Annotated in this window: 29 protein-coding genes; 19 read left to right on the top strand and 10 right to left on the bottom strand. The window is 73.8% G+C overall.

Going from position 1 to position 26,574, the window contains the following annotated elements:
- Positions 1 to 14: 14 nt before the first annotated feature.
- Together JD78_RS09145 and JD78_RS09140 are read right to left on the bottom strand one after the other, a co-directional pair.
- A complete protein-coding gene (locus tag JD78_RS09145) occupies positions 15 to 1,751 on the bottom strand; it encodes a DUF429 domain-containing protein (RefSeq protein WP_153358793.1) in 1,737 nt (578 codons plus the stop codon).
- 114 nt (positions 1,752 to 1,865) lie between these two features.
- Positions 1,866 to 2,678 carry a MerR family transcriptional regulator gene (locus tag JD78_RS09140; protein WP_208104060.1) on the bottom strand — a complete coding sequence of 271 codons (813 nt, stop codon included), beginning with the start codon at positions 2,676 to 2,678 and terminating at the stop codon, positions 1,866 to 1,868.
- 63 nt (positions 2,679 to 2,741) lie between these two features.
- On the opposite strand from JD78_RS09140, the gene JD78_RS09135 reads away from it, so the two are divergent.
- Together JD78_RS09135 and JD78_RS09130 are read left to right on the top strand one after the other, a co-directional pair.
- Positions 2,742 to 3,095: a nuclear transport factor 2-like protein gene (locus JD78_RS09135; RefSeq protein WP_153358796.1), complete on the top strand. Its 354-nt coding sequence runs from the start codon at positions 2,742 to 2,744 to the stop codon at positions 3,093 to 3,095.
- A 29-nt stretch (positions 3,096 to 3,124) separates the two neighbouring features.
- A complete protein-coding gene (locus tag JD78_RS09130; protein ID WP_153358798.1) occupies positions 3,125 to 3,871 on the top strand; it encodes an alpha/beta fold hydrolase in 747 nt (248 codons plus the stop codon).
- Between the two features lie 78 nt (positions 3,872 to 3,949).
- Here the strand turns inward: JD78_RS09130 and JD78_RS09125 are convergent, their stop codons facing one another.
- The gene (locus JD78_RS09125) at positions 3,950 to 4,381 is read right to left on the bottom strand and encodes a VOC family protein (protein WP_153358800.1); all 432 of its coding nucleotides are present in this window, start codon (positions 4,379 to 4,381) and stop codon (positions 3,950 to 3,952) included.
- 98 nt (positions 4,382 to 4,479) lie between these two features.
- Between JD78_RS09125 and JD78_RS09120 the strand changes: the two genes are divergently transcribed.
- Positions 4,480 to 5,508 carry a helix-turn-helix transcriptional regulator gene (locus JD78_RS09120; RefSeq protein WP_153358801.1) on the top strand — a complete coding sequence of 343 codons (1,029 nt, stop codon included), beginning with the start codon at positions 4,480 to 4,482 and terminating at the stop codon, positions 5,506 to 5,508.
- Between the two features lie 16 nt (positions 5,509 to 5,524).
- On the opposite strand, the gene JD78_RS09115 is transcribed toward JD78_RS09120, so the two are convergent.
- The 5 genes from JD78_RS09115 to JD78_RS09095 all read right to left on the bottom strand — a co-directional run bounded on the left by JD78_RS09115 (position 5,525) and on the right by JD78_RS09095 (position 8,594).
- Positions 5,525 to 5,947, bottom strand: coding sequence for a DUF4260 domain-containing protein (locus JD78_RS09115; protein ID WP_153358802.1), 423 nt, complete (start codon positions 5,945 to 5,947; stop codon positions 5,525 to 5,527).
- A complete protein-coding gene (locus JD78_RS09110) occupies positions 5,944 to 6,531 on the bottom strand; it encodes a TetR/AcrR family transcriptional regulator (protein ID WP_228395041.1) in 588 nt (195 codons plus the stop codon). The genes JD78_RS09115 and JD78_RS09110 overlap by 4 nt, the downstream gene beginning before the upstream one ends.
- Positions 6,524 to 7,372, bottom strand: a complete 849-nt coding sequence (locus JD78_RS09105; RefSeq protein WP_153358803.1) for an alpha/beta fold hydrolase — start codon at positions 7,370 to 7,372, stop codon at positions 6,524 to 6,526. The genes JD78_RS09110 and JD78_RS09105 overlap by 8 nt, the downstream gene beginning before the upstream one ends.
- A 219-nt stretch (positions 7,373 to 7,591) precedes the next feature.
- The gene (msrA, locus tag JD78_RS09100) at positions 7,592 to 8,104 is read right to left on the bottom strand and encodes a peptide-methionine (S)-S-oxide reductase MsrA (protein ID WP_153358804.1); all 513 of its coding nucleotides are present in this window, start codon (positions 8,102 to 8,104) and stop codon (positions 7,592 to 7,594) included.
- Positions 8,105 to 8,198: 94 nt separating this feature from the next.
- Positions 8,199 to 8,594, bottom strand: a complete 396-nt coding sequence (locus tag JD78_RS09095; RefSeq protein WP_153358805.1) for a DoxX family protein — start codon at positions 8,592 to 8,594, stop codon at positions 8,199 to 8,201.
- A gap of 233 nt (positions 8,595 to 8,827) precedes the next feature.
- Between JD78_RS09095 and JD78_RS09090 the strand changes: the two genes are divergently transcribed.
- The 5 genes from JD78_RS09090 to JD78_RS09070 are packed head-to-tail and all read left to right on the top strand — an operon-like array spanning position 8,828 to position 13,987.
- A complete protein-coding gene (locus JD78_RS09090; RefSeq protein WP_153358807.1) occupies positions 8,828 to 9,823 on the top strand; it encodes a hypothetical protein in 996 nt (331 codons plus the stop codon).
- 1 nt (position 9,824) lies between these two features.
- Positions 9,825 to 11,429 (top strand): efflux RND transporter periplasmic adaptor subunit, encoded by a 1,605-nt coding sequence (locus tag JD78_RS09085; protein ID WP_208104059.1) that lies wholly within the window; start codon positions 9,825 to 9,827, stop codon positions 11,427 to 11,429.
- Positions 11,426 to 12,148 (top strand): ABC transporter ATP-binding protein, encoded by a 723-nt coding sequence (locus JD78_RS09080; protein ID WP_166521097.1) that lies wholly within the window; start codon positions 11,426 to 11,428, stop codon positions 12,146 to 12,148. Before JD78_RS09085 ends, JD78_RS09080 begins: the two co-directional genes overlap by 4 nt.
- On the top strand, positions 12,145 to 13,461 hold the full coding sequence (locus JD78_RS09075; RefSeq protein WP_208104058.1) for an ABC transporter permease: 1,317 nt from the start codon (positions 12,145 to 12,147) through the stop codon (positions 13,459 to 13,461). The genes JD78_RS09080 and JD78_RS09075 overlap by 4 nt, the downstream gene beginning before the upstream one ends.
- Positions 13,462 to 13,480: 19 nt before the next feature.
- The gene (locus JD78_RS09070; protein ID WP_153358808.1) at positions 13,481 to 13,987 is read left to right on the top strand and encodes a hypothetical protein; all 507 of its coding nucleotides are present in this window, start codon (positions 13,481 to 13,483) and stop codon (positions 13,985 to 13,987) included.
- 6 nt (positions 13,988 to 13,993) lie between these two features.
- On the opposite strand, the gene arr is transcribed toward JD78_RS09070, so the two are convergent.
- Positions 13,994 to 14,425: an NAD(+)--rifampin ADP-ribosyltransferase gene (gene arr / locus JD78_RS09065; protein WP_153358978.1), complete on the bottom strand. Its 432-nt coding sequence runs from the start codon at positions 14,423 to 14,425 to the stop codon at positions 13,994 to 13,996.
- Positions 14,426 to 14,558: 133 nt separating this feature from the next.
- On the opposite strand from arr, the gene JD78_RS09060 reads away from it, so the two are divergent.
- The 11 genes from JD78_RS09060 (at position 14,559) to JD78_RS09010 (ending at position 25,774) form a co-directional block, all read left to right on the top strand.
- Positions 14,559 to 15,455, top strand: coding sequence for an intradiol ring-cleavage dioxygenase (locus JD78_RS09060; protein ID WP_153358809.1), 897 nt, complete (start codon positions 14,559 to 14,561; stop codon positions 15,453 to 15,455).
- The gene (locus tag JD78_RS09055; RefSeq protein ID WP_153358810.1) at positions 15,452 to 16,549 is read left to right on the top strand and encodes a maleylacetate reductase; all 1,098 of its coding nucleotides are present in this window, start codon (positions 15,452 to 15,454) and stop codon (positions 16,547 to 16,549) included. Before JD78_RS09060 ends, JD78_RS09055 begins: the two co-directional genes overlap by 4 nt.
- A gap of 129 nt (positions 16,550 to 16,678) precedes the next feature.
- Positions 16,679 to 17,455: an ABC transporter ATP-binding protein gene (locus JD78_RS09050; protein ID WP_153358811.1), complete on the top strand. Its 777-nt coding sequence runs from the start codon at positions 16,679 to 16,681 to the stop codon at positions 17,453 to 17,455.
- A complete protein-coding gene (locus tag JD78_RS09045) occupies positions 17,452 to 18,216 on the top strand; it encodes an ABC transporter permease (RefSeq protein WP_153358812.1) in 765 nt (254 codons plus the stop codon). The genes JD78_RS09050 and JD78_RS09045 overlap by 4 nt, the downstream gene beginning before the upstream one ends.
- Before the next feature lie 25 nt (positions 18,217 to 18,241).
- Positions 18,242 to 19,012 carry a MerR family transcriptional regulator gene (locus tag JD78_RS09040; RefSeq protein WP_153358813.1) on the top strand — a complete coding sequence of 257 codons (771 nt, stop codon included), beginning with the start codon at positions 18,242 to 18,244 and terminating at the stop codon, positions 19,010 to 19,012.
- Between the two features lie 183 nt (positions 19,013 to 19,195).
- On the top strand, positions 19,196 to 20,236 hold the full coding sequence (locus tag JD78_RS09035) for a LacI family DNA-binding transcriptional regulator (protein ID WP_153358814.1): 1,041 nt from the start codon (positions 19,196 to 19,198) through the stop codon (positions 20,234 to 20,236).
- A gap of 73 nt (positions 20,237 to 20,309) precedes the next feature.
- Positions 20,310 to 21,566 (top strand): sugar ABC transporter substrate-binding protein, encoded by a 1,257-nt coding sequence (locus JD78_RS09030; RefSeq protein ID WP_153358816.1) that lies wholly within the window; start codon positions 20,310 to 20,312, stop codon positions 21,564 to 21,566.
- A 35-nt stretch (positions 21,567 to 21,601) separates the two neighbouring features.
- A complete protein-coding gene (locus tag JD78_RS09025; protein WP_153358819.1) occupies positions 21,602 to 22,579 on the top strand; it encodes a carbohydrate ABC transporter permease in 978 nt (325 codons plus the stop codon).
- Positions 22,576 to 23,394 (top strand): carbohydrate ABC transporter permease, encoded by an 819-nt coding sequence (locus tag JD78_RS09020; protein WP_153358821.1) that lies wholly within the window; start codon positions 22,576 to 22,578, stop codon positions 23,392 to 23,394. The genes JD78_RS09025 and JD78_RS09020 overlap by 4 nt, the downstream gene beginning before the upstream one ends.
- A gap of 3 nt (positions 23,395 to 23,397) precedes the next feature.
- Positions 23,398 to 25,341 carry a glycoside hydrolase family 127 protein gene (locus tag JD78_RS09015; protein WP_153358823.1) on the top strand — a complete coding sequence of 648 codons (1,944 nt, stop codon included), beginning with the start codon at positions 23,398 to 23,400 and terminating at the stop codon, positions 25,339 to 25,341.
- Positions 25,342 to 25,357: 16 nt separating this feature from the next.
- Positions 25,358 to 25,774, top strand: coding sequence for a LacI family DNA-binding transcriptional regulator (locus JD78_RS09010; protein ID WP_153358825.1), 417 nt, complete (start codon positions 25,358 to 25,360; stop codon positions 25,772 to 25,774).
- Positions 25,775 to 26,018: 244 nt separating this feature from the next.
- On the opposite strand, the gene JD78_RS22955 is transcribed toward JD78_RS09010, so the two are convergent.
- On the bottom strand, positions 26,019 to 26,411 hold the full coding sequence (locus JD78_RS22955) for a helix-turn-helix domain-containing protein (RefSeq protein ID WP_228395044.1): 393 nt from the start codon (positions 26,409 to 26,411) through the stop codon (positions 26,019 to 26,021).
- Between the last annotated feature and the right edge of the window lie 163 nt (positions 26,412 to 26,574).

The raw sequence follows: 26,574 nt of genomic DNA, 5'->3' as shown, positions 1-26,574 counted from the left end.
GGCCGGGGTACCGGTCAGCCGCCGGTGAGCCGCTGCAGCCGGGTGGTCAGCGCGGTCCGCCGGTCGGCGTTGCCGTGCAGCTCCACGTACCGCTGCCCGAAGCCGGCCAGCAGCGTGTCATCCAGCCGGCGCACGGCACCCGGGGGATAGCGGTAGTCCATCCGGGCGGTGATGCCGCTGTCGTCGACGCCGCGCAGCACCTCGCCCAGCTCGACCAGGCTGGTCACGCCCAGCTCCAGCAGCAGGCCGGAGATCCAGGTGTAGTGGTCCGGTCGCGACCAGCCTGCGTCGGCGTACTGCCCGGCCAGGAACGCGGCCAGCTCGCGGGGCGCGATCCGGGGGTCGTCGGGGTCGGTGTCGTCGGCCTCGTCGGCGGGAACCGGTGCCCGGAGCCGGTCGCGGATCGCGGTGAACTCCCGGTCGGCCAGCTCCAGCAGCCCGGCGGCCAGGGTGAACCGGCGGTCGAACTCGGAGGCGTGCTCGGCCGGCACGGTGCCCTTGTAGCGGATGTCGTGCTCGAACTCGGCCCACGCGTGCTGCAGCACCGTGCGCACCTGCACCTGGACCACGCGGCCGACCAGCTCCGGCAGCTCGGCCGCACGGCCCGGGTCCACGCCGATCAGCAGGTGCCGGCTGGCGTAGCCGAACCGGCCCTGCTGCGCGGTCCGCCGACCCATGTCGCGGTCGTCGATCACCCGCACCTGCGCGGACAGCAGCTCGGCGACCGCCTCCACGTCGCTCTGCACGTAGGTGATCACCCGCACGCCGATCTGGTCGGTGATGTCCCGTGCCGGGTCCGGGTAGGCGGGCACGCCGTCGACCGTGCGGGCCGCCTTCTCCGCGAACGAGGCGATGGTCTTGGTCCGGCCGGTCACCGACAGGTAGTTGATCCCGGCGTCGTCGAGCAGCCCGGTGATGAGCGCGAGCGCGTGTGCCCCGGCGACCAGGGTCTCGGGCCGGCCGTCGGCGTACGCCTGGATGGCCTGCTGCACCGGGTCGGGCGGGGGTGCGGCGACCCGGGGGCCGGGCTGCAGGTCCGGCGGCAGCGTCGGGGTCACGATGGCGCCGCCGGCCGCGTCGCCGTAGGTGGTCACCTCCTGCGGCCGCCGGACGGCGATCCACCCCACGTAGGCGCACACCACGGCGTCGACCTGGTCCTCCACCACCCGCAGCTCGCTCTTGCGCGTGGCGGCCTGCACCTGCTGGCGCAGCCCGGCGAACGGTGCACCGAGGTCGAGCTCGACCACCGCGCCCAGCAGGTCGACCAGGAGCAGCAGCTCCGTCCGCATCTGCTCGAGCTCCCGGCCCGGCTTGTTCTTGTACTTCAGCGTGCGGCCCAGCCGGAACAGCGCCACCGTCGCCGCGTGCGGGTAGACCTCGATCGCCCGGCGGTCGCGGCCCGAGCGGGGGTCGAGGTCCAGTCGCAGGCGCCGGCCGATCCGCCCGCCCCGGGTGTCCCCGTCGGTGAACTCGGGCTTGCCGGTGTTCGTCGGGTGCGCCCCGGCCTGGAACCTCGCGAAGTCGGCGTTGAGCGCCCGCTCGGCGGCCCGGTTGCCGGTGGCGTTGGTGACCACCAGCGGGGCGTCGATCGCCACGATGCACGGGCCGGCGGAGAACGGGGCCAGCGCGCTCTCGATCTGCTCGTCGGTGCGCACCGTGCTGATGTGCACCAGCCGGCCGGCGTCGTCCAGCACGGCGAGGCCGGTGGGCTGCTTGAGCCCCCAGGCGAGGTCGATCCCGATGTGGTGCACGGGGTCAGCCTGCCCTGCCCGCCCCCGGTTCGGTCGGACGGCGCCCGACGGCGGTCCCGACGCGACGCCCGGTTCCCCGACCCGCGCCGGGCTGAGCCGTGTCGAGCCGACCGGTCATCGCGGGGCGACGCGGAAGACGGGCCAGCCGATCTCGGTGCGCCAGGCCGGCGGGTCGGGCGTGTCGCGGGGGCCGACCAGGTAGGTCTCCCGCACCGGCCCGGCCACCGCGAGCGCGTTGCCCACCACCCAGGTGCCGAGCTCGCCGTAGGTGACGTCGATGTCGTCGTGCTCGCCGACGTGCGTGGTGACGGCCAGCTCGACGGCCGGCAGGGTCACCGGGTGCACCCGGCCGCTGCGCGGCGGTTCCGCCGTCGGCCGGTACACCAGGAGGTGCCCGCGACCGGCCTCGAAGAGCGCGTTGTCGTACAACCCGCCCGGCGGGCCGGCCGGGTCGTCGACCACGGCGTCCAGCTCGGCCATGGCGCCGGCGTACCAGGCGAGCACGTGGTCGCGGTCCACGTCCTCCGCCACGGCGGCCACCGTCGTCGCCGGGACGGCGCGGAGCTCGACGTCCAGCGACGGTGGCTCCGGCCGCAGCAACCGGCGCAGGGACGCCACCGCTGCGCGGGTGCGGTCCAGCTCCGACTCCATCCGCTGCAGGTGGTCGGCGACCAGGCCGGCGCGCGTGCGCGGATCGGGGGAACGCAGGATGCGCTGGACGTCCGGCAGCGGGACGTCGAGGTCGCGCAGCCGGTGGATGACCTGGGCGATCGGGATCTGCTCGGCGCTGTACCAGCGGTAGCCGGTCACCTCGTCCACCGTCGCGGGCTCCAGCAGGCCGGCGTCGTGGTACCGCCGCAGGGTCCGCACGCTCAGGTGGGTCAGCCGGGAGAACTCGCCGATCGCCAGCACGCGTGCACTCTGCACCCTCTCCCCGGGGGAGGGTCCAGTGCTTGACCTTCCCGCACCGGGAGGTCGCACCGTGCGGACATGACCACACCGACCAGCATCCAGCCCGACCAGCTCCCGGCCGCCGTCCGCGGCTACCTCGCCGCGCACGCCGCCCTCGACACGGACACCGCGCTCCGCGCCTTCTCACCCACCGCCGTGGTGGTCGACGAGGGCATCACCTACCGCGGGACCGAGGAGATCCGCGGCTTCCTGACCAAGGCCGGGGCGGACTACACGTACACCAGCACCCTCGTCGCCGCGGAGCGCACCGACGACGCGCACTGGGTCGCCGTCCACCACCTCGAAGGGGACTTCCCCGGTGGGGTGGTGGACCTGCGCTACCGCTTCGTGGTGGACGGCGACTCCATCGTCGAGCTCGTCATCGCGCCGTGACGACCGCCCGCGGACGGAGAGGCAGGACCATGACCAGCAGCACGCTCGAGACCCACCCCGAGACCACGCCCACCGTGGTCCTCGTCCACGGCGCCTTCGCCGACTCGTCGAGCTGGAACGGCGTGATCGCCCACCTCCAGCAGGACGGCCACCGGGTGATCGGGGTGGCCAACCCGCTCCGCTCACTGCGCGGCGACGCCGTGCTCCTGCGCGACGTCCTGGACTCGGTCGACGGGCCGATCGTCCTCGCCGGTCACTCCTACGGCGGCAGCGTCATGAGCGAGGCCGCTGACCGGCACCCGCGGGTGAAGGCGCTGGTGTTCGTGGCCAGCTTCCTGCTGGACGAGGGGGAGAGCACCGGTGAGCTGGCCGGGAAGTTCCCGGGCAACGAGCTCGGGGCGGCGCTGCGCCCGGTGCCCGTCCGGGGGGAGGACGGGCAGCCCGTCGACGACCTCTACATCGAGCAGGAGCAGTTCCGGCCGGTCTTCGCCGCGGACGTGCCGGCGGACGTCGCCGCGCTGATGGCCGTCACCCAGCGGCCCATCACCGCCGACGCCCTGGCGGACGAGGCGACGAAGGCGGCCTGGAAGACCGTCCCGTCCTGGACCCTCGTCACGCTGCAGGATCTCGCCGTCCCGGCAGAGGCCCAGCGGTTCATGGCGGAGCGGGCCTCCTCGCACGTCGTCGAGGTGGACGCCTCGCACGCGGTGACCGTCTCCCGGCCGGACGTCGTGGCCCGGCTGATCGACGAGGCCGTCCGCACGACGGCCGCCTGAGCGCACGGCGAGCAGTGGCCGGATCGAGGAGGCACGTGCCGGGGACGGGCGGCGTCGGCTGCCCGTCCCCGGTCACCGTCAGCCGTTGTAGGGCGGCAGGACGTCGAGCACCCAGGTCACCCCGAAGCGGTCGGTGACCATCCCGTAGAGCGGGGCGTAGCCGGCCGGGGCCAGCTCGGCCCGCACCGTGCCGCCGTCGACGAGCGCCTTCCAGTAGCCGGTGATCTCCTCGGGGTCGGTGCCGCGGACCGACACGTAGACGGCGTCGGTGCCGGCGTCGTAGGCGCGTGCGGGCGGCACGTCGAAGGCCATGACCGCGAACCCGTTGGGGGCCTGGATGCCGCCCCACTTGATCTGCTCGGCCACCGCGCCGTCGGCGGTGTCCCGCTCGTCCCCGCCCTGGGCGAAGGTGAAGGCCATGACCTCCCCGCCGAACACGGACGCGTAGAAGTCCAGTGCCTCGCGGGCCTGGCCGCGGAAGTTGAGGTGCGTGGTGGTGGTGACGCTCATGTCGTGCTCCTCGCTCCAGCCACCCCCTTGGTGGCGATGGAGACACCTTCACAGCAGTAGCGGTCAGGATCGGTCCTCTTCTCGGGCATGATGAGGACATGTCCGACCGCAACGGCACCTCGTCCCGACTGCTGACCCTGCTGTCCCTGCTGCAGGCGCGCCGGGACTGGCCGGGCAGCACCCTGGCCGAGCGGCTCGACGTCAGCCCGCGCACCGTGCGCCGGGACGTCGACCGCCTCCGCGAGCTGGGCTATCCGGTCCAGGCGTTCAAGGGGCCCGACGGTGGCTACCGCCTGGATGCCGGCGCCGACCTGCCGCCACTGCTGTTCGACGACGACCAGGCCGTCGCCCTGGCCGTGGCGCTGCAACTGGCCACCGCCAGCGGGGCGGGCATCGGCGAGGCCGCGGCCCGCGCGCTGACCACCGTCCGCCAGGTGATGCCCGCCCGGCTCCGGCACCGGGTCGACGCCGTCCAGGTGACGCCCGTTCCCGGTGGCGCGGCTCCCGAGGTCGACCCGGCGGTGCTGGTCGCGCTGACGGCGGCCATCCGCGCCCGCGAGGTGGTCCGGTTCGACTACGCCTCCGCAGATCACGACTCCGCCGCCGACCCCGAGGGCCCCCGCGATGCGCTCGTCCCGCCCCGGCGAGCCGAACCACACCACCTGGTCACCCGGAGCGGCCGCTGGTACCTGGTCGCCTTCGACCTCGAGCGGGCCGACTGGCGGACCTTCCGCTGCGACCGGATCACCCCGCGCACCCCGACGGGGCCCCGTTTCACCCCGCGGGAGCTGCCCGGTGGCGATCTCGCCGCCTTCGTCAACGGCGTCTTCAAGGGCAGCACCAGCGACGCCGACAGCTGGCCGTGCACGGGCACCGTCGAACTCGGTCTGCCGGCGTCCCGGGTGGCCCCCTTCGCCCACGACGGCGTGGTCGAGCCGCTCGGCCCCGACCGCTGCCGGCTCACCCTCGGCGCCTGGTCCTGGGTGGGCCTCGCCGCTGCCGTCGCCCGCTACGACACGGACGTCGACGCCGTCAGCCCGGCGGCTCTCGCGGAGGCGTTCGGCACGCTGTCCGACCGCTGTGCCCGGGCGGCAGTCGCCGGTGCCGACCGCCCGGGCTGGCCCTGACCGTCTGCCCGGCCGCTCAGGGGCGGTCCGGGCCGGCGGGGCCCTTCATGCCCAGGTGGGTGTGGCCGAAGCCGTCGTCGTACTTGACGCCGTAACCCAGGGCGCGGTCGAGCCCGACGTGCACCAGGCCGACGGCGCCGGCGACGGTGAGGGCGGCGACGTCCCAGCCCAGGCCGGCGGCCAGCAGCACCACCGCCAGGGGTGCGGTGTGCGACAGGTTGTAGGTCCAGGCGCCCACGCGGTCGCCGGCGAGGTAGCCGAGCATCGCCAGATCGGGCACCAGGAAGAGCGCCGGGACCAGCCACCAGGGCGCACCGGTGGAGCCGTGGGCGATGAGGCCGGCGGCGGCGAGGGCGATGCCCTCGGCCTGCAGCCAGGCCCGGGGCCGGCCGGTGACCACGCCCGGTGACGTGGCGGTCGGGACGACGGTGCCGGTCATGCGCGGGGTGTCCGCTCTGCGGGTCGTGCGCGCAGCCCGAGGTCGACGAGGTCGATGAGCCACTCGAAGCTCTCGTCGGTGCCGGTGGACCACTGGAAGCCGCCGGCGGCCTCGATGGTGGCGAAGCCGTGGAAGATGCTGCGCAGCGCCCGGAGGGCATGGGTCGTGTCAGCCGGCGCGACGTCGTAACCGCGGAGCGCGGCCGTGAAGGGCGCGAGCAACCTCGCGGCGGCCAGGGCGATCGGGTCGTCGGGACTGGTGGGTTCCATGCCGATGGTGGCGGCGTACCGGCCGGGGTGGGCGAGGATGAAGTCGCGCAGTGCGCGGGCTGCGGCCCGTAGGGCGTCCCGGCCCGCGAGGCCCTGGATGGCCGCGCCGATCGCCTCGGCGGCCTCGTCCAGGGCGAGGGCCGCGATGCGGCGGTTGAGGTCCTCCTGGCTGGTGACGTGCTTGTAGAGCGAGGGGGTGCGGACCCCGACCCGTTCGGCGAGTCGGCCCATGGTCAGGTCGGAGAAGCCGATCTCGTCGGCGAGATCGGCGCCGGCCGCGACCACCGCGGCCGTGCCCAGCCCGGCCCTAGGCACGGTCGCCGTCCTGGGAGGTGCCGACCAGGAAGGTCAGCACCGCGGTGGCGACCTCGGCGGGGAACTGCACGTGCGGGTAGTGCCCGGCATCGTCGATGATCACCAGCCTGCCCAGCCCCGTGGGCAGGTCGGCGATGATGGCCTCGCCCTCGGCCTGCGGTGCGGCCCAGTCGGGGTCGGCACTGCCCTCGACGACCAGGACCGGGCAGCGGACGTTGCGCAGCTGCTCCCCGGCGTCGACGGGCGGGGTCCTGCCCATCGCCTGCATGGCCTTCATCCGTCCCGGCTCGGCCAGCATCGCGGTGATCTGGCCGAGCCGGGTGTCCCAGTCGGCCGGCCTGGGGCCGGGGTAGGCGACGTCGAGGTACTTCGCCCACTGTCTGGTGCTGCCGAGCAGGGTGGTGCCGAGCAGGTGGCGCATGCCGCGGCGGTACGAGGCGACGCGCAGATCGCGGAGGCTCATCGACTGCTTGCGGGTGAACGGCGCCAGCTCGACGATCGCCGTGACCAGCTCCGGTGCCGTTGCGGCGGCGATGGTGACCGCGCCACCGGCGATGGAGTGGCCGACCAGCACGGCCGGGCCGCCGAGATGGCGCACCAGCGCGAGGAGGTCGCCGGCGATGTCGGTGCGCGTGTAGGACGCCCACGCGGCGCTGGACTCACCGCAGCCGCGCAGGTCCACCGCGGCGACCCGGTAGCCGGCCTCGACCAGGGTGGGGACGAGGAACCGGAAGGCCTCCCGGCTGTCGCCCATGCCGTGGGCGAGCACCATGAGCGGCCCGGTTGTCCCGGTCAGGTCGTAGGCGAGGGTGCCGCCGTCGAGCGTCAGGTGTTCGGTCATGGCTGCCTCCCGGCATGCGATGCCGCAGTGGCTTACTGCGTTAGCTAGAAGCTAGCAGCATTAGCCGACCTGTCAACTGTCCGCACCTTTGCCCTGCGCCGTCGACGGCGCCGGGAAGACAGTCGTGACCCATCGGGACAGCGAGCCGGATGATCGAGGTCCAGGCGTGACGACGCGGCCGGCCCGACGGAGGAGTCGGGCCGGCCGCGGTCGCCGGGCTCAGGCGGTGTGCGCCTCGCGGCGGGGGAGCACCCAGTCCGGCCGCACGAAGTGGCAGGTGTAGCCGAACGGGATCTTCTGCAGGTAGTCCTGGTGCTCCTCCTCGGCCTCCCAGAAGTCGCCGGCCGGCTCGACCTCGGTCACGACCTTCCCCGGCCAGATGCCCGAGGCGTCGACGTCCGCGATCGTGTCCAGGGCGACGCGCTGCTGCTCCTCGGAGGTGTAGTAGATCGCCGAGCGGTAGCTGCGGCCGACGTCGTTGCCCTGCCGGTCCTTGGTCGACGGGTCGTGGATCTGGAAGAAGAACTCCAGCAGCTCGCGGTAGGAGATCACCTGGGGGTCGAAGACGATCTCGACGGCCTCGGCGTGGTCACCGTGGTTGCGGTAGGTGGCGTTGGGGGTGTCGCCACCGGAGTAGCCCACCCGGCTGGAGATCACCCCGGGACGCTTGCGCAGCAGGTCCTGGGCACCCCAGAAGCAGCCGCCGGCGAGGATCGCGGTCTCTGTGCTCAACGTGTCTCTCCTCTTCGATCGGTCGTCGACAGCAGAACACCGCGAGGGGCGTCCGTGCTTCCCGGGCACCGGGGCGCACGGCTGGCTCGCGAGATCAGGGCGTGCGGGTGCGCGTCGACCACCACGCCCAGGCCACCAGCACCGGCTGACCGAGCAGGCGCAGGGCCCGCTTGGCGTCGGTGTCCAGCCCGAAGGCGTCGCGGTGCTGGGTGTACTGGGCGACGTTCCCCGGCACGATCGCGGTGAAGAACGCCGCAGCCAGCGCGCCGATCCGGCGCTGCTCACGGGGCAGTGCGACCAGGATCGCGCCGAGGCCCACCTCCACCACGCCGGACATCAGCACCACGTCGTCCACGTCCAGCGGCACCCACGGCGGCACCTGGGCGCGGAACTCCTCCCGCGCGAACGTCAGGTGGCTGGTGCCGGCGAACACCAGCGTGGACCCCAGGGCGATGCGGGCGATGGAGCGCAGGCGGTTCTGGTCGGTCACGGGTCCTCCACGGGTCGGGTCGGGACGGCGGCAGCGCGGGTGCGGCGCCTCCGACGGGCAGGTCCGCTGTCTCCCCGCGGGGGGCCGCAGGGGAAACCCGCCCCTGGTCAGCGCCCCGGACAGCGTCATCCGCAGGTCGTAGGAACCGACGCGAGATATCCGACTCGGGAATGGCGTGGAAGGTCGCCCATGCCCGCTACGGTCTGCGCCAACAGCCCCCAGGGAGAGATCTCATGCGCATTCGCCGCACCTCGGCCGCTCTGTCGGCATTCACCGTTCTGGCCGTGGTCCTGGCCGGTTGTTCGGGAGGATCGGAGGACGATCCCGCGGCCGCGGAGCAGGAGTCCCCGCTCGCCGAGTACATGAACGCCGTCTACGGCGGTGACCTCTCTCCCGAGGAGCAGGAGCAGCAGTTCACCGAGCAGCAGGCGGAGCGGGAAGAGCTCGTCGCGCAGTGCATGCAGGAGCAGGGCTTCGAGTACACCCCCGACACCCAGTCGTCGTCGTTCTCCAGTGGCGACGGGACCGAGTGGGAACCCGACGACCGCGAGTGGGTCAGCCAGTACGGCTACGGCGCGGTCAATTCCCCGTTCAGCGAGGAGCCGGTCCAGCCGGAAGAGGAGTACGTCGACCCGAACGGCGACTACGTGATGAGCCTGTCGGAGTCCGAGCAGGCCGCGTTCTACGAGGCCCTCTACGGTCCCCAGCCCACCGAGGAGGAGATCGGCGAGGACGGCTCGTACGAGTACGACTGGCAGACCGCCGGGTGCCAGGGGGCGGCGCAGCACGAGGTGGAGGGCGAGGACGTCTCCCAGTCGGACGAGTTCAAGCCGCTCTTCGACGCGATGAACGAGTTCTACGAGGGGATGTCGTCCTGGCCGGGCATGACCGAGCTGGAGGCCGAGTGGGCCGCCTGCATGGACGCGGCCGGCCACGGCGGCTTCGCGACCCAGTACGAGGCGCAGGACTCCATCTACGAGGACCTCAACGCGATCTACGAGGAGATGGTGCCCACCGAGGACGGCGAGGTGTCCGGCGAACCCGACGAGGCCGCCCGCGACGCGCTGGCGGAGCGCGAGGTCGAGCTGGCTCTCGCGGACCTGGACTGCCGGGAGGAGACCGACTACCGCGACCGCGCCGCCGAGGTCAACCGGGAGGCGGAGCAGCAGTTCGTCGACGACCACGAGAGCGAGCTGGAGGCCATGAAGGCCGCCGCCGAGCAGGACTGACGTGAGCGAACGGGAGAACACCAGCCACTTCGACGTCGTCGCCCGGGCCGCCGGCCCGGACGACGTCGGCCCGGACGACGCAGCGGCGGACGGGGCGGCGGCGACCGGCGGGCGCCGCGGGCGGCGCCTCACCTGGCCGGCGTCCCTCCAGCGCAACCGACCGCTGTGGATCACCGCCGCGGTGGCGGTGGTGGCGCTGGTCGCCGGGCTGGTGGTGGGCCGCTTCGTGGTCGCACCCGACCCCGCCGCGGCGCAGGCACCCACGCCCGGTCTGGTCACCGTGCCCGTCGAGTTCGGCGCGTTGAGCAACGACGTGACGATCCGCGGCGAGATCGGGTACGCGGACTCCGTCGAGGTCACCCTGGACACCTCGGCCATCTCCGGCCCGGCGGTGGTCACCGGGCAGGTGCCGGAGACCGGCGCCGAGCTGGGCCCGCTGGCGGTCGCGCTGGAGGTGGCCGGCCGGCCGGTCGTCGTGCTGCCCGGTGAGCTGCCGGCCTACCGCACCCTGCGGATCGGGGTCTCCGGGCCGGACGTCGTCCAGTTCAAGGAGGCCATGCGCGCGGTCGGCATCGACGCCGGTGACCCCGCGGACGCCGTGTTCGACCAGCGCGCCGCCGCCGCGGTCACCGAGCTCTACGCCCAGGCCGGCTACCCGCGGCCGGAGCCCGAGGAGGGCGCCGCCGAGGGGGTGGGCGCCGCGCAGGACGCCGTGCGGGGCGCGGAGCAGGCGGTGGCCGCCGCGCAGGTCGAGCTCGCGGGTGCCCAGGGCGGACCGTCGGCCGTCGACGTGCGCGAGGCGGACAACGCCGTCGCCAGCGCCCAGCGCGCCCTGGACGCCGCCCAGGCCACCACCCCGGACGACCGGGTGGTGATCGGCGACCTGCGCGACACCCTGGCCCTGGCCCAGCTGCGGCGCCGGGAACTGGACGCCGCGCCGGACACGGCGGCGCAGCGCGCCCAGCTCGCCGCCGCGCAGGACCAGCTCGACCAGGCCCGCGACGACCTCGCCGCCGCCCGGGAGGCGGTGCTCCCGGTCCTGCCCGCCGGGGAGGTCCTCTACCTGGCGCAGCTGCCCCGGCGGGTCGACGCCGTGGCGGCGAAGCGCGGGTCGGTGCTCGACGGTGCGGCCATGACGGTGTCGGGCGCGACGCTGGCGCTGTCGGGCACGGTGGCCACCGCCGACGCCCGGCTGCTCAGCGCCGGGATGCCCGCCTCGTTCGAGCTGCCCGACGGCGGCGAGCACGCGGCGACGATCACCGAGGTCACCCCGGGGGAGGGCGAGGACGCCCGCTGGACCGTGGCGCTGGAACCGGCGCCGCTCACCCCGGAGCAGGTCACCGAGCTGCAGGGCACGAACGTGCGCGTGGGCATCCCGGTCGGCGCCACCGAGGGCGACGTCCTCTCCGTGCCGCTGGCGGCGCTGACCGCGGGTCCGGGTGGGGAGTCCCGCGTCGAGGTCGTCGACGGCGACCCCCGCGACGGTGCCCGGGCCGAGACGCACCTGGTGACCGTTGAGACCGGACTGGCCGCCGACGGCGCGGTCGAGGTGCGGCCCGCGGACGGCGACCTGGCGGAGGGCGACCTGGTCGTGGTCGGCCGATGACGGCGGCGCCGGCCACCGAACCGCTGCCGGCGACCACCCCGGGGACGGTCCCGGCCATCGAACTGCGCGACGTCACCCGGTCGTTCCCCGGCCCGCCGGAGGTGCAGGCGCTCAAGGGCGTCAGCGTCTCCGTCGCCGACGGCGAGTACGTCTCGATCATCGGCCCCAGCGGATCGGGCAAGTCGACGATGCTCAACATCCTCGGCCTGCTCGACCGGCCGACGGTGGGGGAGTACCGCCTGGGTGGGGTGCTGACCGGTGCGCTCGGGGAGGACGAGCGCGCCGCCGTGCGGGCGCGCCAGCTGGGCTTCGTCTTCCAGGCCTTCCACCTGATGTCCCGGCGCACCGTGCTGGAGAACGTGCTGCTGCCCATGCTCTACAACGGCACGCCCCGCGCCGAGCGCGAGCCACGCGCCCGCGAGGCGCTGCACCGGGTCGGGCTGGACCACCGCATCGGATTCCTGCCCGGCACCCTCTCCGGCGGTGAGCGGCAGCGGGTGGCGGTGGCCCGCGCGGTGGCCTCCCGTCCGCGGGTGCTGCTGGCCGACGAGCCCACCGGCAACCTGGACCAGACGACGTCGGCGGAGATCATGGCGCTGTTCGAGGAGCTGCACGCCGACGGGCTGACCCTCGTGGTGATCACCCACGACGGCGCCGTGGCCCGGCGGGCCTCCCGCCGGATCCGGCTCGCCGACGGCCGCGTGAGCGAGGTCGGGTGACCGGCGCCCGGCGCCCGGCCTGGCTGCGCGTCCCGGCCCGGCTGCGCCGTTCGCGGCCCGCGGCGGGTACGCCGGGCATCCGGCCGGTCGACCCGGCCGACCGCTTCCGCTTCGGCGACCTGCTCGGTGAGGCGACCGCGGACATCGGCTCCCGCCCCGGGCGCCTGGTGACGACGATCGTCGGCACCGTGCTGGGCATCGCCGCGCTGATCGCCACCATCGGCTTCGCGCAGACCGCCGCCGGTCAGATCGCCCGGCAGTTCGACCGCACCGCGGCCACCCAGCTCGTCGTCACCCCGTCGACCGCGGACACCCGCGGCGGCACGACCGTCGCCGCCGGCACGCTGCCCTGGGACTCGGTCGCCCGGCTGGAGCGGTTGGCCGGCGTCGAGTCGGCCGCGCTGCTCACCGAGGTGCCGCTGCCCGAGGCGGTGATCACGGCCGTGCCGGTGAACGACCCGTCGCAGCCGCCCACCGCGGCGCCCCCGGTCTACGCGGCCTCGGCGGACCTGCTGGACACCGTCGGCGGGCGGCTGGCCACCGGCCGGTTCCTCGACGCCGGCCACGACGCACGCGCCGACCGCGTCGTCGTGCTGGGTGCGCGGGCGGCCGAACGGCTGGGCGTGCTCCGGGTCGACACCCAGCCGTCGATCTTCATCGACGGCATCGCCTACGCCGTGCTGGGCGTCGTCGACTCCTTCGACGTCCGCGCCGAGCTGCTCAACGCGGTGCTCGTGCCCACCGGCACGGCACGGGCCGACCTCGGCCTGCGCGCTCCCGGTGACGCCCGGGCCCGCATCGCCATCGGCGCGGGGCCGCAGCTGCGCACCCAGGCGGCGCTGGCGCTGGCCCCCGACGAACCGGACAGCCTCGAGGTCAGCGCCCCCGACGGCCGCTCCGAGCTGGGGCGCGACGTGCAGGCCGACGTGAACGGCGTCTTCGTCATCCTGTCGGTCATCGTGCTGCTCGCCGGCGGCGTCGGGATCACCAACGTCACGATGCTGTCGGTGATGGAGCGCGTCGGCGAGATCGGGCTGCGCCGCGCGATCGGCGCCACCCGGCGGCAGATCGCCGGCCAGTTCGTCGCCGAGTCGGTGGTCATCGGCCTGCTCGGCGGGCTCATCGGCGCCACGCTCGGCGTCTTCGCCGTCATCGGCATCTCCGTCGTGCGCGACTGGACGCCGGTGATCGACCCGGGGATCGCCGTCGGCGGCGCCCTGCTCGGCGCCGTGCTCGGGCTGGTCGCCGGTGGCCTCCCGGCCCGCCGGGCCGCCGCCATCGAACCGGTCGACGCGCTGCGCGGCGGCACCTGAGATGGCGCGGGGACCGGCCATGAGGAACGACGGGCACCCGCACGCGATGGTCACCCGGGCTGGACTCCTGGTCGTCACGCTGGCCCTGACCACCAGCGGTTGCTCGGGTGTCATGGGCGGCAACGCCGCCGCCTCGTGCGTCGGCCCGCTGGTGTCCATCTCCCAGCCCACCGCCGCCCCGGGTGAGACGGTGACCGTCTCCGGCGAATGGCTGCGGTCCGGCTGCGACGACGGCAGCGGCGAGGTGGAGCAGCCCTGGACCGACGCCGCAGTGCTCTTCCTCCAGGCCGACCGGTCCATCGAGCTCACCCGGATCGACGCCACGGGTGACCGGTCGACGGCGACCGTCGACGTCACCATCCCCGTCGACGCGCTGCCCGGCGGGGCAGCGGTCGCCATCGCGGACACGGACGGTCCCTGCCCTCCGGCTGCGGCCCTCACGGTCTCCGCCCCCGGCGCGCCGGCGGCACCGCTGTCCGGCCCGGGTTCCCTGTGCGGCCGCTGGCCCAGCGGGCCGATCGACTAGTTGCGGCTAGTCCTCGATCACGTCCAGGCCCTGCTCCCGCAGCCGCGCCAGGTGGTCCAGCATCCCGGCCAGCGTGGCCGGGTCGTGACCGGTCCAGTCGTCCAGCTCGCGGACGACGCGCAGCGGGTGGCGGGTGCGGTAGGACTGCGTCGGGTTGCCCGGGAAGCGCTTGTCGGTGACGTTCGGGTCGTCCTCGAAGGGGCCCAGCGGTTCGACGACGTAGACGTGCCCCCGCTCGCCGGTGCCGGCCAGCGCCGTCGCCAGCTCCGCACCCCAGACGGCGGTCTCCACGACCGCGGTGAAGTAGACGTGGTTCGACACCCGGCCCTGCTGGAAGTTCGAGCCCCGGCCGGGTACGAGCTCGACGCCGGCGTCGAGCGCCGCCTTCGTCCCGTGGAAGAACGGGCCCGGGACGTGGTCGTGGTGCTCGTAGGTCACGGCGAGGCGGTCCGCGCCGGTCGGCTCCTGGTCGGGCGTCACGGTGTTCCACTCTGCTCCGGTCCCGGGAGGCCTGGCTAGCCTATGACCCGGGCCACGTGAGCGCGTCGCCCGGCCGGTCGGAGGTGCAGGCGTGAGCACGAGCGGACTGTTCAGCGAGGAGCACTCGGCCGAGGTCGTGGCCGCCAGCTTCGCGGACACCCCGGACCCGCGGCTGCGCCAGGTGCTCACCTCGCTCGTCCAGCACCTGCACGCCTTCGTCAAGGACGTCGAGCTGACCGAGGAGGAGTGGGCCGTCGCGATCGACTTCCTGACCCGCACCGGTCAGCTGAGCGACGACGTCCGCCAGGAGTTCATCCTGCTCTCCGACGTGCTGGGTGTCTCGATGCTGGTGGAGACGATCAACCACCGCAGCGGCGGCACCGCGACCGAGTCGACGGTGCTGGGCCCCTTCCACGTGGTCGAGTCCCCGCCGCGGGCGCTGGGCGACGACATCGCCCTGGACGGCAAGGGCACCCCCTGCCTGGTGTCCGGCCGGGTGACCGGCCCCGGCGGCGAGCCGCTGGCCGGCGCCTCGGTGGACGTCTGGCAGACCAACGAGGACGGCTTCTACGACGTCCAGCAGCCCGACGTGCAGCCGGCGGGCAACCTGCGCGGCATGTTCACCGTCGACGGCGACGGGCGCTTCTGGTTCCGCTCGGTGGTGCCGCGGTACTACCCGATCCCCGACGACGGGCCGGTCGGGCAGCTGCTCGCCGCCACCGGCCGGCACCCCTACCGGCCGGCGCACCTGCACGTCATCGTCGCCGCACCCGGCCACCGCACGGTGACCACGCACGTGTTCGTCGCCGACAGCCCCTACCTGGACTCCGACGCGGTCTTCGGGGTGAAGGAGAGCCTGGTCCGGGAGGTGCCCGAGGTCGACGACCCGGCCCGGGCGGCGGAGCTGGGCCTGACCAACCCGTTCCGCACGCTGACCGTCGACCTGTCGCTGCTGCGGGACGACCGGGTGCAGCCGGGCGCCCCGTGATCGGGCCGTTCACCCACCAGGCGCTGCCGATGCGGGTGGTCTTCGGCGCGGGCTCGCTGGCCCGGCTCCCCGAGGAGGTCGCGGCGCTGGGGATGACCCGGGTCGTGGTGCTCTGCACCCCGGGGCAGGAGGCCACCGGACGGGCGGTCGCGGCCGGGCTGGGGGAGCGGGCGGCCGGCGTGGTCGCCGAGGCGCGCATGCACGTGCCGGTCGAGGTCGCCCGGCGGGCCACCGCTCGGGTGGCGGAGCTGGGCGCCGACGGCTGCGTGGCCGTGGGCGGTGGCTCGGCGATCGGGCTGGGGAAGGCGGTCGCGCTGGCGGACGGTCCACCGCTGGTCGCCGTCCCGACCACCTACGCCGGTTCGGAGATGACCCCGGTGTGGGGGCTGACCGAGGGCGGCCGCAAGCGCACCGGCCGGGACCCGCGGGTGCTGCCCAGGACCGTCGTCTACGACGCCGAGCTCACCCTGGGCCTGTCGGCGTCGACGTCGGTGGTGAGCGGGCTGAACGCGATCGCGCACGCGGTCGAGGGGCTCTACGCCCCGGACACCACCCCGCTCGTGTCGCTGATGGCCGCGGAGGGGGTGCGGGCGCTGGTCGCGGCGCTGCCGAGGGTCGTCGCGGACGGAACCGACCGGGACGCCCGGGCCGGCGCCCAGTACGGGGCCTGGCTGTGCGGCGCGGTGCTCGGCGCGACGACGATGTCGCTGCACCACCGGCTGTGCCACGTGCTGGGCGGGGCGCTGGACCTGCCGCACGGCCCGACGCACGCCGTGGTGCTGCCGCACGCCCTGGCGTACAACGGGCCGGCGGCGGCCGAGGCGGTGCGGGCCCTGGGTGGCGCGCTGGGCGGGGTGGACGACCCGGCCCGGGAGCTGTGGGAGCTGGCCGGCCGCCTGGGCGCGCCGCGGTCGCTGGCCGAGCTGGGCATGGCGGCCGACGACGTCCCGCGGATCGCCGAGCTGGCCGTCTCGGGCGGCGGCGCCAACCCCCGGCCGGTCACCCGCGACGGCGTCGAGCGGCTGCTCCGGGCCGCCTGGGCAGGGGCGCCGCCGAGCGCGCCCGAGGGGTCGCCGGCCGCGACCCGTCGCTGACGCCTGACGACCTGGGCACTGTGCGCCCCGTGCCCACTCCGGCTCGGGAACGGGCAGTGGGCGCACAGTGCTGCGACGGGGTGACCGGGGCTTGACCTTGACGCAGCGTCAAGGCCCGACGCTGCCGCCATGACCACTTCACCAGCCATCGAGATCGCCGGGCTGACCAAGTCCTACGGCGACTCCACCGTGCTCGGGGGCGTCGACCTGACCGTCCCCGCCGGCACCGTCCTCGCCCTGCTCGGCAGCAACGGCGCGGGCAAGACCACGACGGTGCGCATCCTGTGCACCCTGCTCCGGGCCGACGGCGGGACGGCCACCGTCAACGGCTACGACGTCGCCACCCAGCCCGCGCAGGTGCGTGGCTCGATCAGCCTCACCGGGCAGTTCGCCGCCGTCGACGAGCTCCTCACCGGGCGGGAGAACCTGGTGCTCGTCGCCCAGCTGCGGCACCTGCCCGACCCGGGCCGGACGGCCGACGACCTGCTCGCCCGGTTCGACCTGACCGACGCGGCCGGCCGCCGGGTGTCGACGTGGTCGGGGGGCATGCGGCGCCGCCTGGACATCGCGATGAGCCTCATCGGCGAGCCGCCGGTGCTCTTCCTCGACGAGCCGACGACGGGGCTGGACCCGCAGTCGCGGCTCGAGGTCTGGGCGACCGTCCGGGAGCTCGCCGGCCGCGGCACCACGGTGCTGCTCACCACCCAGTACCTCGACGAGGCCGAGCACCTCGCCGACCGGATCGCCGTGCTCCACCAGGGCCGGATCATCGCCGAGGGCAGCCTCGCCGAGCTCCGGCAGCTGCTCCCGCCGGCCACCGTCGAGTACGTGGAGAAGCAGCCGTCCCTGGAGGACGTCTTCCTGGCCATCGTCGGCGGCGACCAGCAGGAGGGGACGCAGCGATGACCACCACCTACGTCGTCCGCGACACCACGACGCTGCTCAAGCGGTCGCTGCGGCACGTCCTGCGCAGCCCGGACACGATCATCACCACGGCGGTCACGCCGATCGCCATGCTGCTGCTGTTCGTCTACGTCTTCGGCAGCGCGATCGAGGTCGGCGACGGGTCCTACGTCGACTACCTGCTGCCCGGGATCCTGCTCATCACCATCGCCTCCGGGATCGCCTACACCGCCTTCCGGCTCTTCACCGACGTCGCCAGCGGCATCTTCGAGCGGTTCCAGTCGATGCCGATCGCCCGCTCGGCGGTGCTCTGGGGCCACGTGCTGACCTCGGTGGTGGCGAACCTGGTCTCGCTGGTGCTCGTCGTCCTCGTCGCCGTGGCGATGGGCTTCCGCACCGGCGCGGGGCCGCTCGCGTGGCTCGCCGTCCTCGGGATCCTGGTGCTGTTCACGCTGGCGCTCACCTGGCTGGCGGTCATCCCGGGACTGACCGCGACCTCCCTCGACGGGGTCAGCGGGTTCTCCTATCCGCTGATCTTCCTGCCGTTCATCAGCTCGGCGTTCGTGCCCACCGCGGGCATGCCCGGCCCGGTGCGCTGGTTCGCCGAGCACCAGCCGGTGACGCCGATCGTGAACACGCTGCGCAACCTGTTCGCCGAGCAGCCGGTCGGCGACGACGGGTGGATCGCCGTCGCCTGGTGCGTCGGCCTCCTGCTGGTGGCCTACCTGCTCGCGATGCGCACCTACCGGCGGAAGATCGGCTGACGACGACGAGGGAGGGGACAGGCCCGTGCTGACCATCAGCCAGCTCGCGTCCTACGCCGGGGTGACGGTGCGCGCCGTCCGGCACTACCACGCGAAGGAGCTGCTGCCCGAGCCCGAGCGGGACTCCTCCGGGTACCGGCGCTACGACGCCGCGGCCGTCGTGGAGCTGATCCGGATCCGGACCCTCGCCGAGGCCGGGGTGCCGCTGGCGCGGGTGCGCGAGCTGCTGACGGCCGGCGAGGCGGAGTTCGCGGCGGCGGTCGAGGCGGTCGACCGCCGCCTGCGCGCCGAGATCCGCGACCGGCAGCGGCACCGGGCACGGGTCGCCCAGCTCACCGCGGGGGAGAGCCTGGTGCTGCCTCCAGTGGCGGTCGCCTACCTCGACCGCATGCGGGAGCTGGGCTTCCCCGAGCGGCTGGTCGAGATCGAGCGGGACAGCTGGATCCTGATCGCGGCCCAGGTGCCGGAGCAGGTCGAGCCGATGATGGCGATCAAGCACCGCCAACTCGAGGACCCGACGCTGCGCCGCCTCTACCTGGACATCGGGGAGCTGGCCGACTGCGGGCCCGACGACCCGAGGCTGCCGGAGCTCGCCGACCGGGTGGAGGTGTTCCTCGCGCAGGCGGCCGCCGTCTCCGCCGGTGCCGAGGAGCAGCCGATCAGCGAGGAGCTGGTCGCCCTGCTGGACGCGGCGTTCGTGCAGTCGTTCCCGTGGGCGGCGCGGCTGCTGCAGATCCTGCAGCGGCGCGGATACACCGGCTGGACTGACATCCACCGCACCTGCCCGCCGGCCTGACCGGTCGTTCCCCGGTCCGGCTCCACCGCTGCCGGGGGCAGTGGTGGAGCCGGCGAGCGCGCGACCCGGACCGGCGTGGTCAGTCCGGCGTGGGCAGTCCGATCAGGTCCTTGCCGCGGATCGGGACGACGTGTCATAGTCGAACCGGTTCGAACGTCGAACCGGTTCGACAGTGGAGGCAGCGTGGCCACCATCGGGGACGTCGCCCGTGTCGCGGGAGTGTCACGGAGCACGGCGTCGTACGCGCTCTCGGGCAAGCGGTCGATCTCGACCGAGGTGCGGGAGCGCGTCGCGGCTGCCGTGCGCGAGCTCGGCTACACGCCCAACGCGGGGGCGCGGGCGCTGGCCACGTCGCAGACCATGGTCATCGGGCTGCTCGCGCAGTTCCTCCGCGACGAGTTCGCGCCGGCGATGATGCAGTACATCCTCGGGGTCTCGGACTCCGCGCGGGAGCTCGGGTACGACATCCTGCTGGTCACCGAGGAGGACGGCACCCGGGCTCTCCGCCGGATCACCGACTCCCGGATGGTCGACGGCGTCGTGCTGCTCAACGTCGCCGAGCACGACGACCGGCTGGACATCCTGCGCAGCGCCGGGCAGCCCGGTGCACTGGTCGGGTTGCCCGGAGACCCGCGTGGGGTCGACGTCTTCGACCTGGACTTCGAGGCGACCGGCCGGCTCATGGTCGAGCGGCTCCACCGGCTCGGCCACCGGGAGCTCATCCTGGTCTCCCAGCCCGAGCACGTGGTCGAGCGGGGCGGTGCCTACGTCTGGCGGCTGCGGAACGCGGCCGTCGAGCACGCCCGGCAGCGGGGCATCACCGTGCACGCCGTCTTCGGCTCCTCGCAGCAGCCGCACATCGGGGCCGAGCTGAACGCCCTCCTGGACGCGCACCCCGACGCGACCGGCCTGCTGCTGAACAACGAGGCGGCCGCGGCGGCACTGCCGACGGTCCTGCACACCCGAGGTCTGGGCTCACCCGGTGACCTGTCGGTGATCGGCCGGTACTCCGACGAGTTCGCCAAGTCCTTCTCCCTGCCGTTCTCGTTCATCGAGAGCGCGCCGGACCGTCTCGGCCGGATGGCCGTGGACCACCTCGTCCGGCGCATCGAGCAGTCGAACGAGGCGGTGGGCGGCCACGTCGTCCGCCTCGTCGATCCCGAGTTCGTCGACCGGGGGAGCGTCGCCGCTCCCCGCGCCGCGGCCACCGGGCACGGCCGCTGATCGGGCGGCACCACCACCCAGCCAGCCCGGCGGCCAGCCAGGAGCCGTCGGCACACCAAGGAGGAAATCCGCAATGACGCGTCACCTCAACTCCCGTCGTGCGTGTGTCGCCGGACTGACGACGCTGCTGCTGGCCGGTACGGCCGCCTGCTCGTCCTCGGACGACGCCGGGTCCGGGACGGCATCGGACTCGACCTACACGTGGTGGGACCCCTACCCGCAGCACAACGACAGCTCGGCCTGGGCCCAGCGGGTCCAGGCGTGCGGCGACGAGGCCGGCGTGGCGATCGAGCGCACCGCCTACGACACCACCCAGCTGACCAACCAGGCGCTGCTCGCGGCGCAGGAGGGGACGTCTCCCGACGTCATCCTGCTCGACAACCCCGCCGTCTCGACCCTGGCGGACACCGGGATGCTCACCACGATGGACGAGCTGGGCTTCGACCCCGCCGGCATCGAGGAGAACCTCCTCGACGCCGGGGTCGTCGACGGCGAGGCCTACGGCATCCCGATCGGCGCCAACACGCTCGCGCTGTACTACAACAAGGGGGTCCTGGACGCCGCCGGCGTGGATCCGGCGAGCATCACCGACTGGGACTCCCTGACCGCCGCGCTGCAGGCGGTCACCGCGACCGGCGCAGGCGGGATCACGTTCGCCGGCATCGGTACCGAGGAGGGTTCCTTCCAGTTCCTGCCGTGGTTCTGGGGCGCGGGGGCGGACCTGCGTGATCTGGACTCGCCCGAGGCGCTGGCTGCCCTGCAGCTCTGGAAGGGGTGGCTGGACGCCGGCTACGCACCGAACTCGGTGATCAACAACTCGCAGAACACGGTGTGGGAGGAGTTCCTGACCGGGAACTTCGCCTTCGCCGAGAACGGCACCTGGCAGGTCAACAGCGCGGCCGAGGCGGACTTCGAGACCGGCATCATCCAGCTGCCGGCGCAGGACGGCGGGGCGGCTCCGGCGCCCACGGGTGGCGAGTTCATCGTCGCCCCGGTCCAGGACGACGACGCCCGCTACGAGACCACCACGCAGATCGTCGAGTGCATGACCACCCCGGAGGGGTTCGTCGAGACGGCCACCACCTTCGCGTACTACATCCCGCCGACGGACGAGGGGCAGGAGCAGCTGCTCGCGGAGAACCCGGACCTGGAGGTCTGGGTGGACGCCGTCCGCGAGGCCCGGGGCCGGACCGGCGACGGTCTGGGCACCGACTACCCGGTGGTCTCCGAGGCGCTCTGGACCGCCGTCCAGGAGGCGCTGTCCGGGGTGCAGTCCCCGGAGGCAGCCCTCGCCGAGGCCCAGCAGGACGCCGAGTCGGGCACCAACTGAGGTCCTAGCCGCCCTCTGACCAGATCGGAGCGAGCATGCCATCCACCCCCGTGGCGCTCGGCACCGCGGGCGGGGAGGCAGGGGCGGCCGGTGTCGAGCCGGCCGCCCCGCCGCCTCCGCGGCGCCGCCGCGTGCGGAGCACCCAGTGGGCGGCGATCGCGTTCGCCGCGCCACTGATCGCCTACCTGCTGCTGTTCTACGCCTATCCGCTCTACCGCAACATCGATCTGAGCCTGCACGACTACACGATCCGCGCGTTCGTGCAGGGGAACGCCGAGTTCGTCGGCTTCGACGTGTACGCGCAGGTGCTCGGGTCCGGCGACTTCCCCAGGGCGCTGCTCAACACGGCGCTGTTCACCTTCGTGTCCATCGCGTTCCAGTACACGATCGGGCTGGGCCTCGCGGTCTTCTTCCGCAAGCACTTCCCGCTGTCGGAGCTCCTGCGTGCCCTGTTCCTGGTGCCCTGGCTGCTGCCGCTGATCGTCTCCGCGTCCACCTGGGCGTGGATGCTGGCCAGCGACAACGGCATCGTGAACTCGGTCCTCGGAGCGTTCGGCGTCGGTCAGATCAACTGGTTGACCTCACCCCAGTGGGCGCTCGTCTCGGTGATCATCGCCAACATCTGGCTGGGGATCCCGTTCAACCTGGTCATCCTCTACGCGGGGCTGCAGAACATCCCGGGTGAGACCTACGAGGCGGCCTCCCTGGACGGCGCCACCGCCTGGCAGCAGTTCCGGCACATCACCCTGCCGCTGCTTCGCCCCGTCTCGGCCATCACGGTGCTGCTCGGGCTCGTCTACACCCTCAAGGTCGTCGACGTCATCTGGATCATGACCACCGGTGGCCCCGGCAACGTCTCGACGACCCTGGCCGTGTGGTCCTACCGGGAGGCATTCGGCACCGGGCGCCCGGACTTCTCGCCGGCCGCCGCGGTCGGCAACCTGCTGATCCTCCTCGCCCTCGTCCTGGGGTTCGTCTACCTCTGGACCCAACGTCGTCAGGAGCGGTCATGACCCGGACGCGGTGGTCGTGGAAGGCGGCCCTCGGGCTGCTGTTCACCGCGGTGATGCTCTTCCCGGTGTACTGGATGGTCAACGTCTCGCTCACGAGGACCAGCGACCTGCGGCGCGACCCACCGCACTGGTTCCCGTGGAACCCGACGCTCGATGGTTACGCGAACGTCCTGCAGGAACAGCTGCCGGCGCTGGCGACCAGCCTGGTCGTCGGGTTCGGGTGCGTCGTGCTGACCCTGCTGATCGCCGCGCCGGCGGGATACGCCCTGGCCCTGCTGCGCCTGCGGGGCGCCGGCACGCTGAACTTCCTGCTGCTGGTCGCCCAGATGATCCCCGCCGTGGTGATGGGGATGGGGTTCTACGCGATCTACGTCCGGCTGGGTGCGCTCAACACGCTCGGGGGGCTGATCGTCGCCGACACCACGATCGCCGTGCCCTTCGCGGTCCTGCTCTTCACGGCGTTCATGTCCGGCATCCCGAAGGAACTGCTCCAGGCCGCGACCATGGACGGCGCCGGCACCTGGCGCACCTTCTGGTCGATCGTGCTGCCGGTCAGCCGGAACTCGGTGCTGACCGTGTCGCTGTTCGCCTTCCTCTGGGCCTGGTCGGACTTCATCTTCGCCTCGACCCTGAACCGCAACGGCGACCACGTGCCCATCACCCTCGGCATCTACCGGTACATCGGCAACAACACGACGGAGTGGAACTCGATCATGGCGACTGCCGTGGTGGCCTCGATCCCGGCCGCCCTCCTGCTCGTCGTGGCCCAGCGCTACGTGGCTGCCGGCGTGACCGCCGGCGCGGTGAAGGACTGATCGGTGACGCACCACGACACGCACACGTCCAGCGACCGGACCGCGGCGCAGCCGGTCGTGCCCCGGCGGTCGACCCGCCGCGGGGCCGGGCTGAAGGAACTGCAGCTGGCCGGCTCCGGCTTCTGGGGGCGGATGCAGCACGCCAACGCGACCGCCACCTTCCAGCACTGCCTGGACTGGATGGAACGGCTGGGCTGGCTGGCGAACTTCGACCGGGTCGCGGAGGACGCGACGGACGGGCCGCGACCGGGCTGGCAGTTCTCCGACTCCGAGGTCTACAAGCTCATGGAGGCCCTGGCCTGGGAGCACGGACGCACGGGCGACCCGGCCCCCGGCGAGTTGTTCGAGGCACTGTCCGCCCGGGTCGCTGCGGCGCAGGACGAGGACGGCTACCTGAACACCTGTTTCGGGCACGTCGGGCAGGCCAAGCGGTACAGCGACCTCGAGGAGGGGCACGAGCTCTACTGCACCGGACACCTCCTCCAGGCAGCCGTCGCTCGACTGCGCACGCACGGGACCGACTCCTTCGTGGAGGTCGCCCGGCGGGCAGCCGACCACGTGTGCCGGGAGTTCGGTCCCGATGCGCGCAACGCGATCTGCGGTCATCCCGAGATCGAGCTGGGGCTGGCCGAGTTCGGCCGAGCACTGGGGGAGCCCCGCTACGTGGCGCAGGCCCAGCTCTTCGTCGAGCGCCGCGGGGACGGGTTGCTCACGCCGATCCCGCTGCTGAGCTCGGCGTACTTCCAGGACGACGTCCCCGTCCGCGAGGCGGATGCGTGGCGCGGGCACGCCGTGCGCGCGCTGTACCTCGCGGCGGCAGCCGTCGACGTGGCGGTGGACACCGGCGACGACGAGCTGCTCGACGCCGTCCGGCGGCAGTGGGCGCGGTCGGTGGAGCGGCGTACCTACGTCACCGGCGGGATGGGCTCCCGGCACCAGGACGAGGGTTTCGGGGAGGACTGGGAGCTGCCGGCCGACCGCGCGTACTGCGAGACGTGCGCCGGCGTCGCCTCCAACATGGTCAGCTGGCGTCTGTTCCTGGCCACGGGTGACCCCGCGTACGCGGACCTGATGGAACGCACCTTCTACAACGTGCTGGCCACCTCGCCGGCCGAGGACGGGCGGGCCTTCTTCTACGCCAACCCGCTGCAGCAGCGCGTCCCGGCCAGCGACGTCAGCGCGGACACGGCGAACCCCCGGGCCGAGGGTGGCGGCCGGGCCCCCTGGTTCGAGGTCTCCTGCTGCCCGACCAATGTGGCCCGCTCGCTGGCGAGCTGGAACGGCTACGCCCTGTCGGTGAGCGGGGACGCCGTCGAGCTGCTTCAGTACGCCGCGGGGGAGGCCGAGGTCGACCTCGGCAACGGCGTGCTCGGCTTCCGGGTGGAGACCGGCTACCCGGTCGACGGCGCCGTCGTGGTCACCGTGACCCGGGCTCCTCGACGACCGGTGCGGCTGCGGCTGCGGGTCCCGGGCTGGGCGGACGGCGCGACGGTCGAAGACGGTGGCGGCGCCCGCCCGGTGGCTCCCGGGTGGGCGGAGGTGCACCGGACGTTCCGACCCGGGGACCGGGTGGCGCTGGCCCTGCCGGTGGCACCCCGGTTCACCTGGCCGGACCCGCGCATCGACGCCGTCCGGGGGAGCGTGGCGGTCGAACGCGGGCCGGTGGTGCTGTGCCTGGAGTCGGTCGACCTGCCCGACGGTGCGTCGGTCGAGGACGTCCGGGTCGCCGCAGGCGCTCTCCCGCGGAGCTCCGGCGACGGCGCCGTCGTCGACGCCGTGCTGGTGCGCACGCCGGCTGCGGGGCCTGGCGGCTTCGGTGCCACCTACCGTTCCGCGCCGCCCGAGCTCCTGCCGGTGCGGCGCGTCCGGCTCCCCCTGGTGCCCTACCACCGGTGGGCCCAGCGCGGGCCGAGCACGATGCGGGTCTTCCTCCCCTTCCCGTCGTGAGCGGGGAGCTGCGGGGATGACGGCCCTGGCCGAGCCGCCCCGGGGTGGCCGGCGGCCGACGGTGGAGGACGTCGCGCGGTGTGCCGGGGTGTCCCGTCAGACGGTCTCCCGGGTGCTGAACGGGAGCGGCACGGTGGCGCCGGCGACCCGGCGGCGGGTTGCCGCGGTGATGGCCGAGCTGGCGTACGAGCCGGACCCGGCCGCCCAGGAGATGGGGCGCCGCCGCACCGCCGCAGGCCGCGCCGGGCAGGGCGGGACGAGAGCTGCACCGGCGAGGGAGGTCGGTAACGGGTCCACCGCGACGGTCGTCGCCTCGCTGGAGGCCTCCGGTGTGCCGGTGGTGGTCGTGCCGGCCACGGCGGTCGAGTCCGAACTGGCGCGCGCGCTCGCCGCCTGCCGGGAGCACCCGGGTCTCGTCGTCGTCATCGGTTGACCGAGGCGACCGGTCAGGTCGATCACCGCCCGGGCCGCGACCCGGCGCGGCAGCGAGGGGGCGACGGTGCCGTGCACCCGGTGCGGCGCACCCGGCTGCCGGTGGCCCCGCACGTCGCGCTCCTCCGGGTCCGGCCGGACGACCTGCGCGCCCGGCGACCTGGCCCACGTGCCGGCCCGCGGACGACGTCGGGGCCCGGCCGCAGGTGCGGCCGGGCCCCGACGACAGGGGTCGAGCGGGTGGCTCAGTCCAGGTCGGTGCGCGCCTCGGCGAGGTAGGCCCGCACGGCGGGCTCCGGCACCCGGAAGGACCGGCCGACCCGCACCGCGGCGAGCTCCCCGCCGTGCACGAGGCGGTAGACGGTCATCTTCGACACCCGCATGATCCCGGCGACCTCGGCGACGGTGAGGAACGGGGCGACCGCGCGCGGCGCCGGCGGCTGGGTCGCCGGGCGCTGGCCCATGGGCTGGACCGGCGCCGGGCGCATCGGCTGCGCCGGGCGCAGCGCCGTCCGGGGGCCGGGCACCGTGGGCCGCGCGTACCCGTGGGGTGCGGCACCTCGAGAAGCAGGGCGCGGCGAGGTGGCGACGGCGGTGCGGGCGAGTGCCGGAGCGGGGGAGCGCTGGGGCAGGGTCACGGGGTGTTCCTCTCGGTGGCGGGAGACGGACCGGGCTGTCACTCGTCGGTGGCAACGCTGCGCGTCCGTGCTGGAACCGACAGTAGGGGTCGATGGGGCGGGAGAGAAGACGAAACGCCAACGAGACGGACTGGTCCTGTTCGTCAGGTGTTGACCGTGGGAC

Origin of the sequence: Modestobacter roseus (assembly GCF_007994135.1) — a bacterium.
GTDB lineage: Bacteria > Actinomycetota > Actinomycetes > Mycobacteriales > Geodermatophilaceae > Modestobacter > Modestobacter roseus.
Note: the sequence above shows the minus strand (reverse complement) of the source record. Positions and strands in the feature narration are given on the sequence as shown.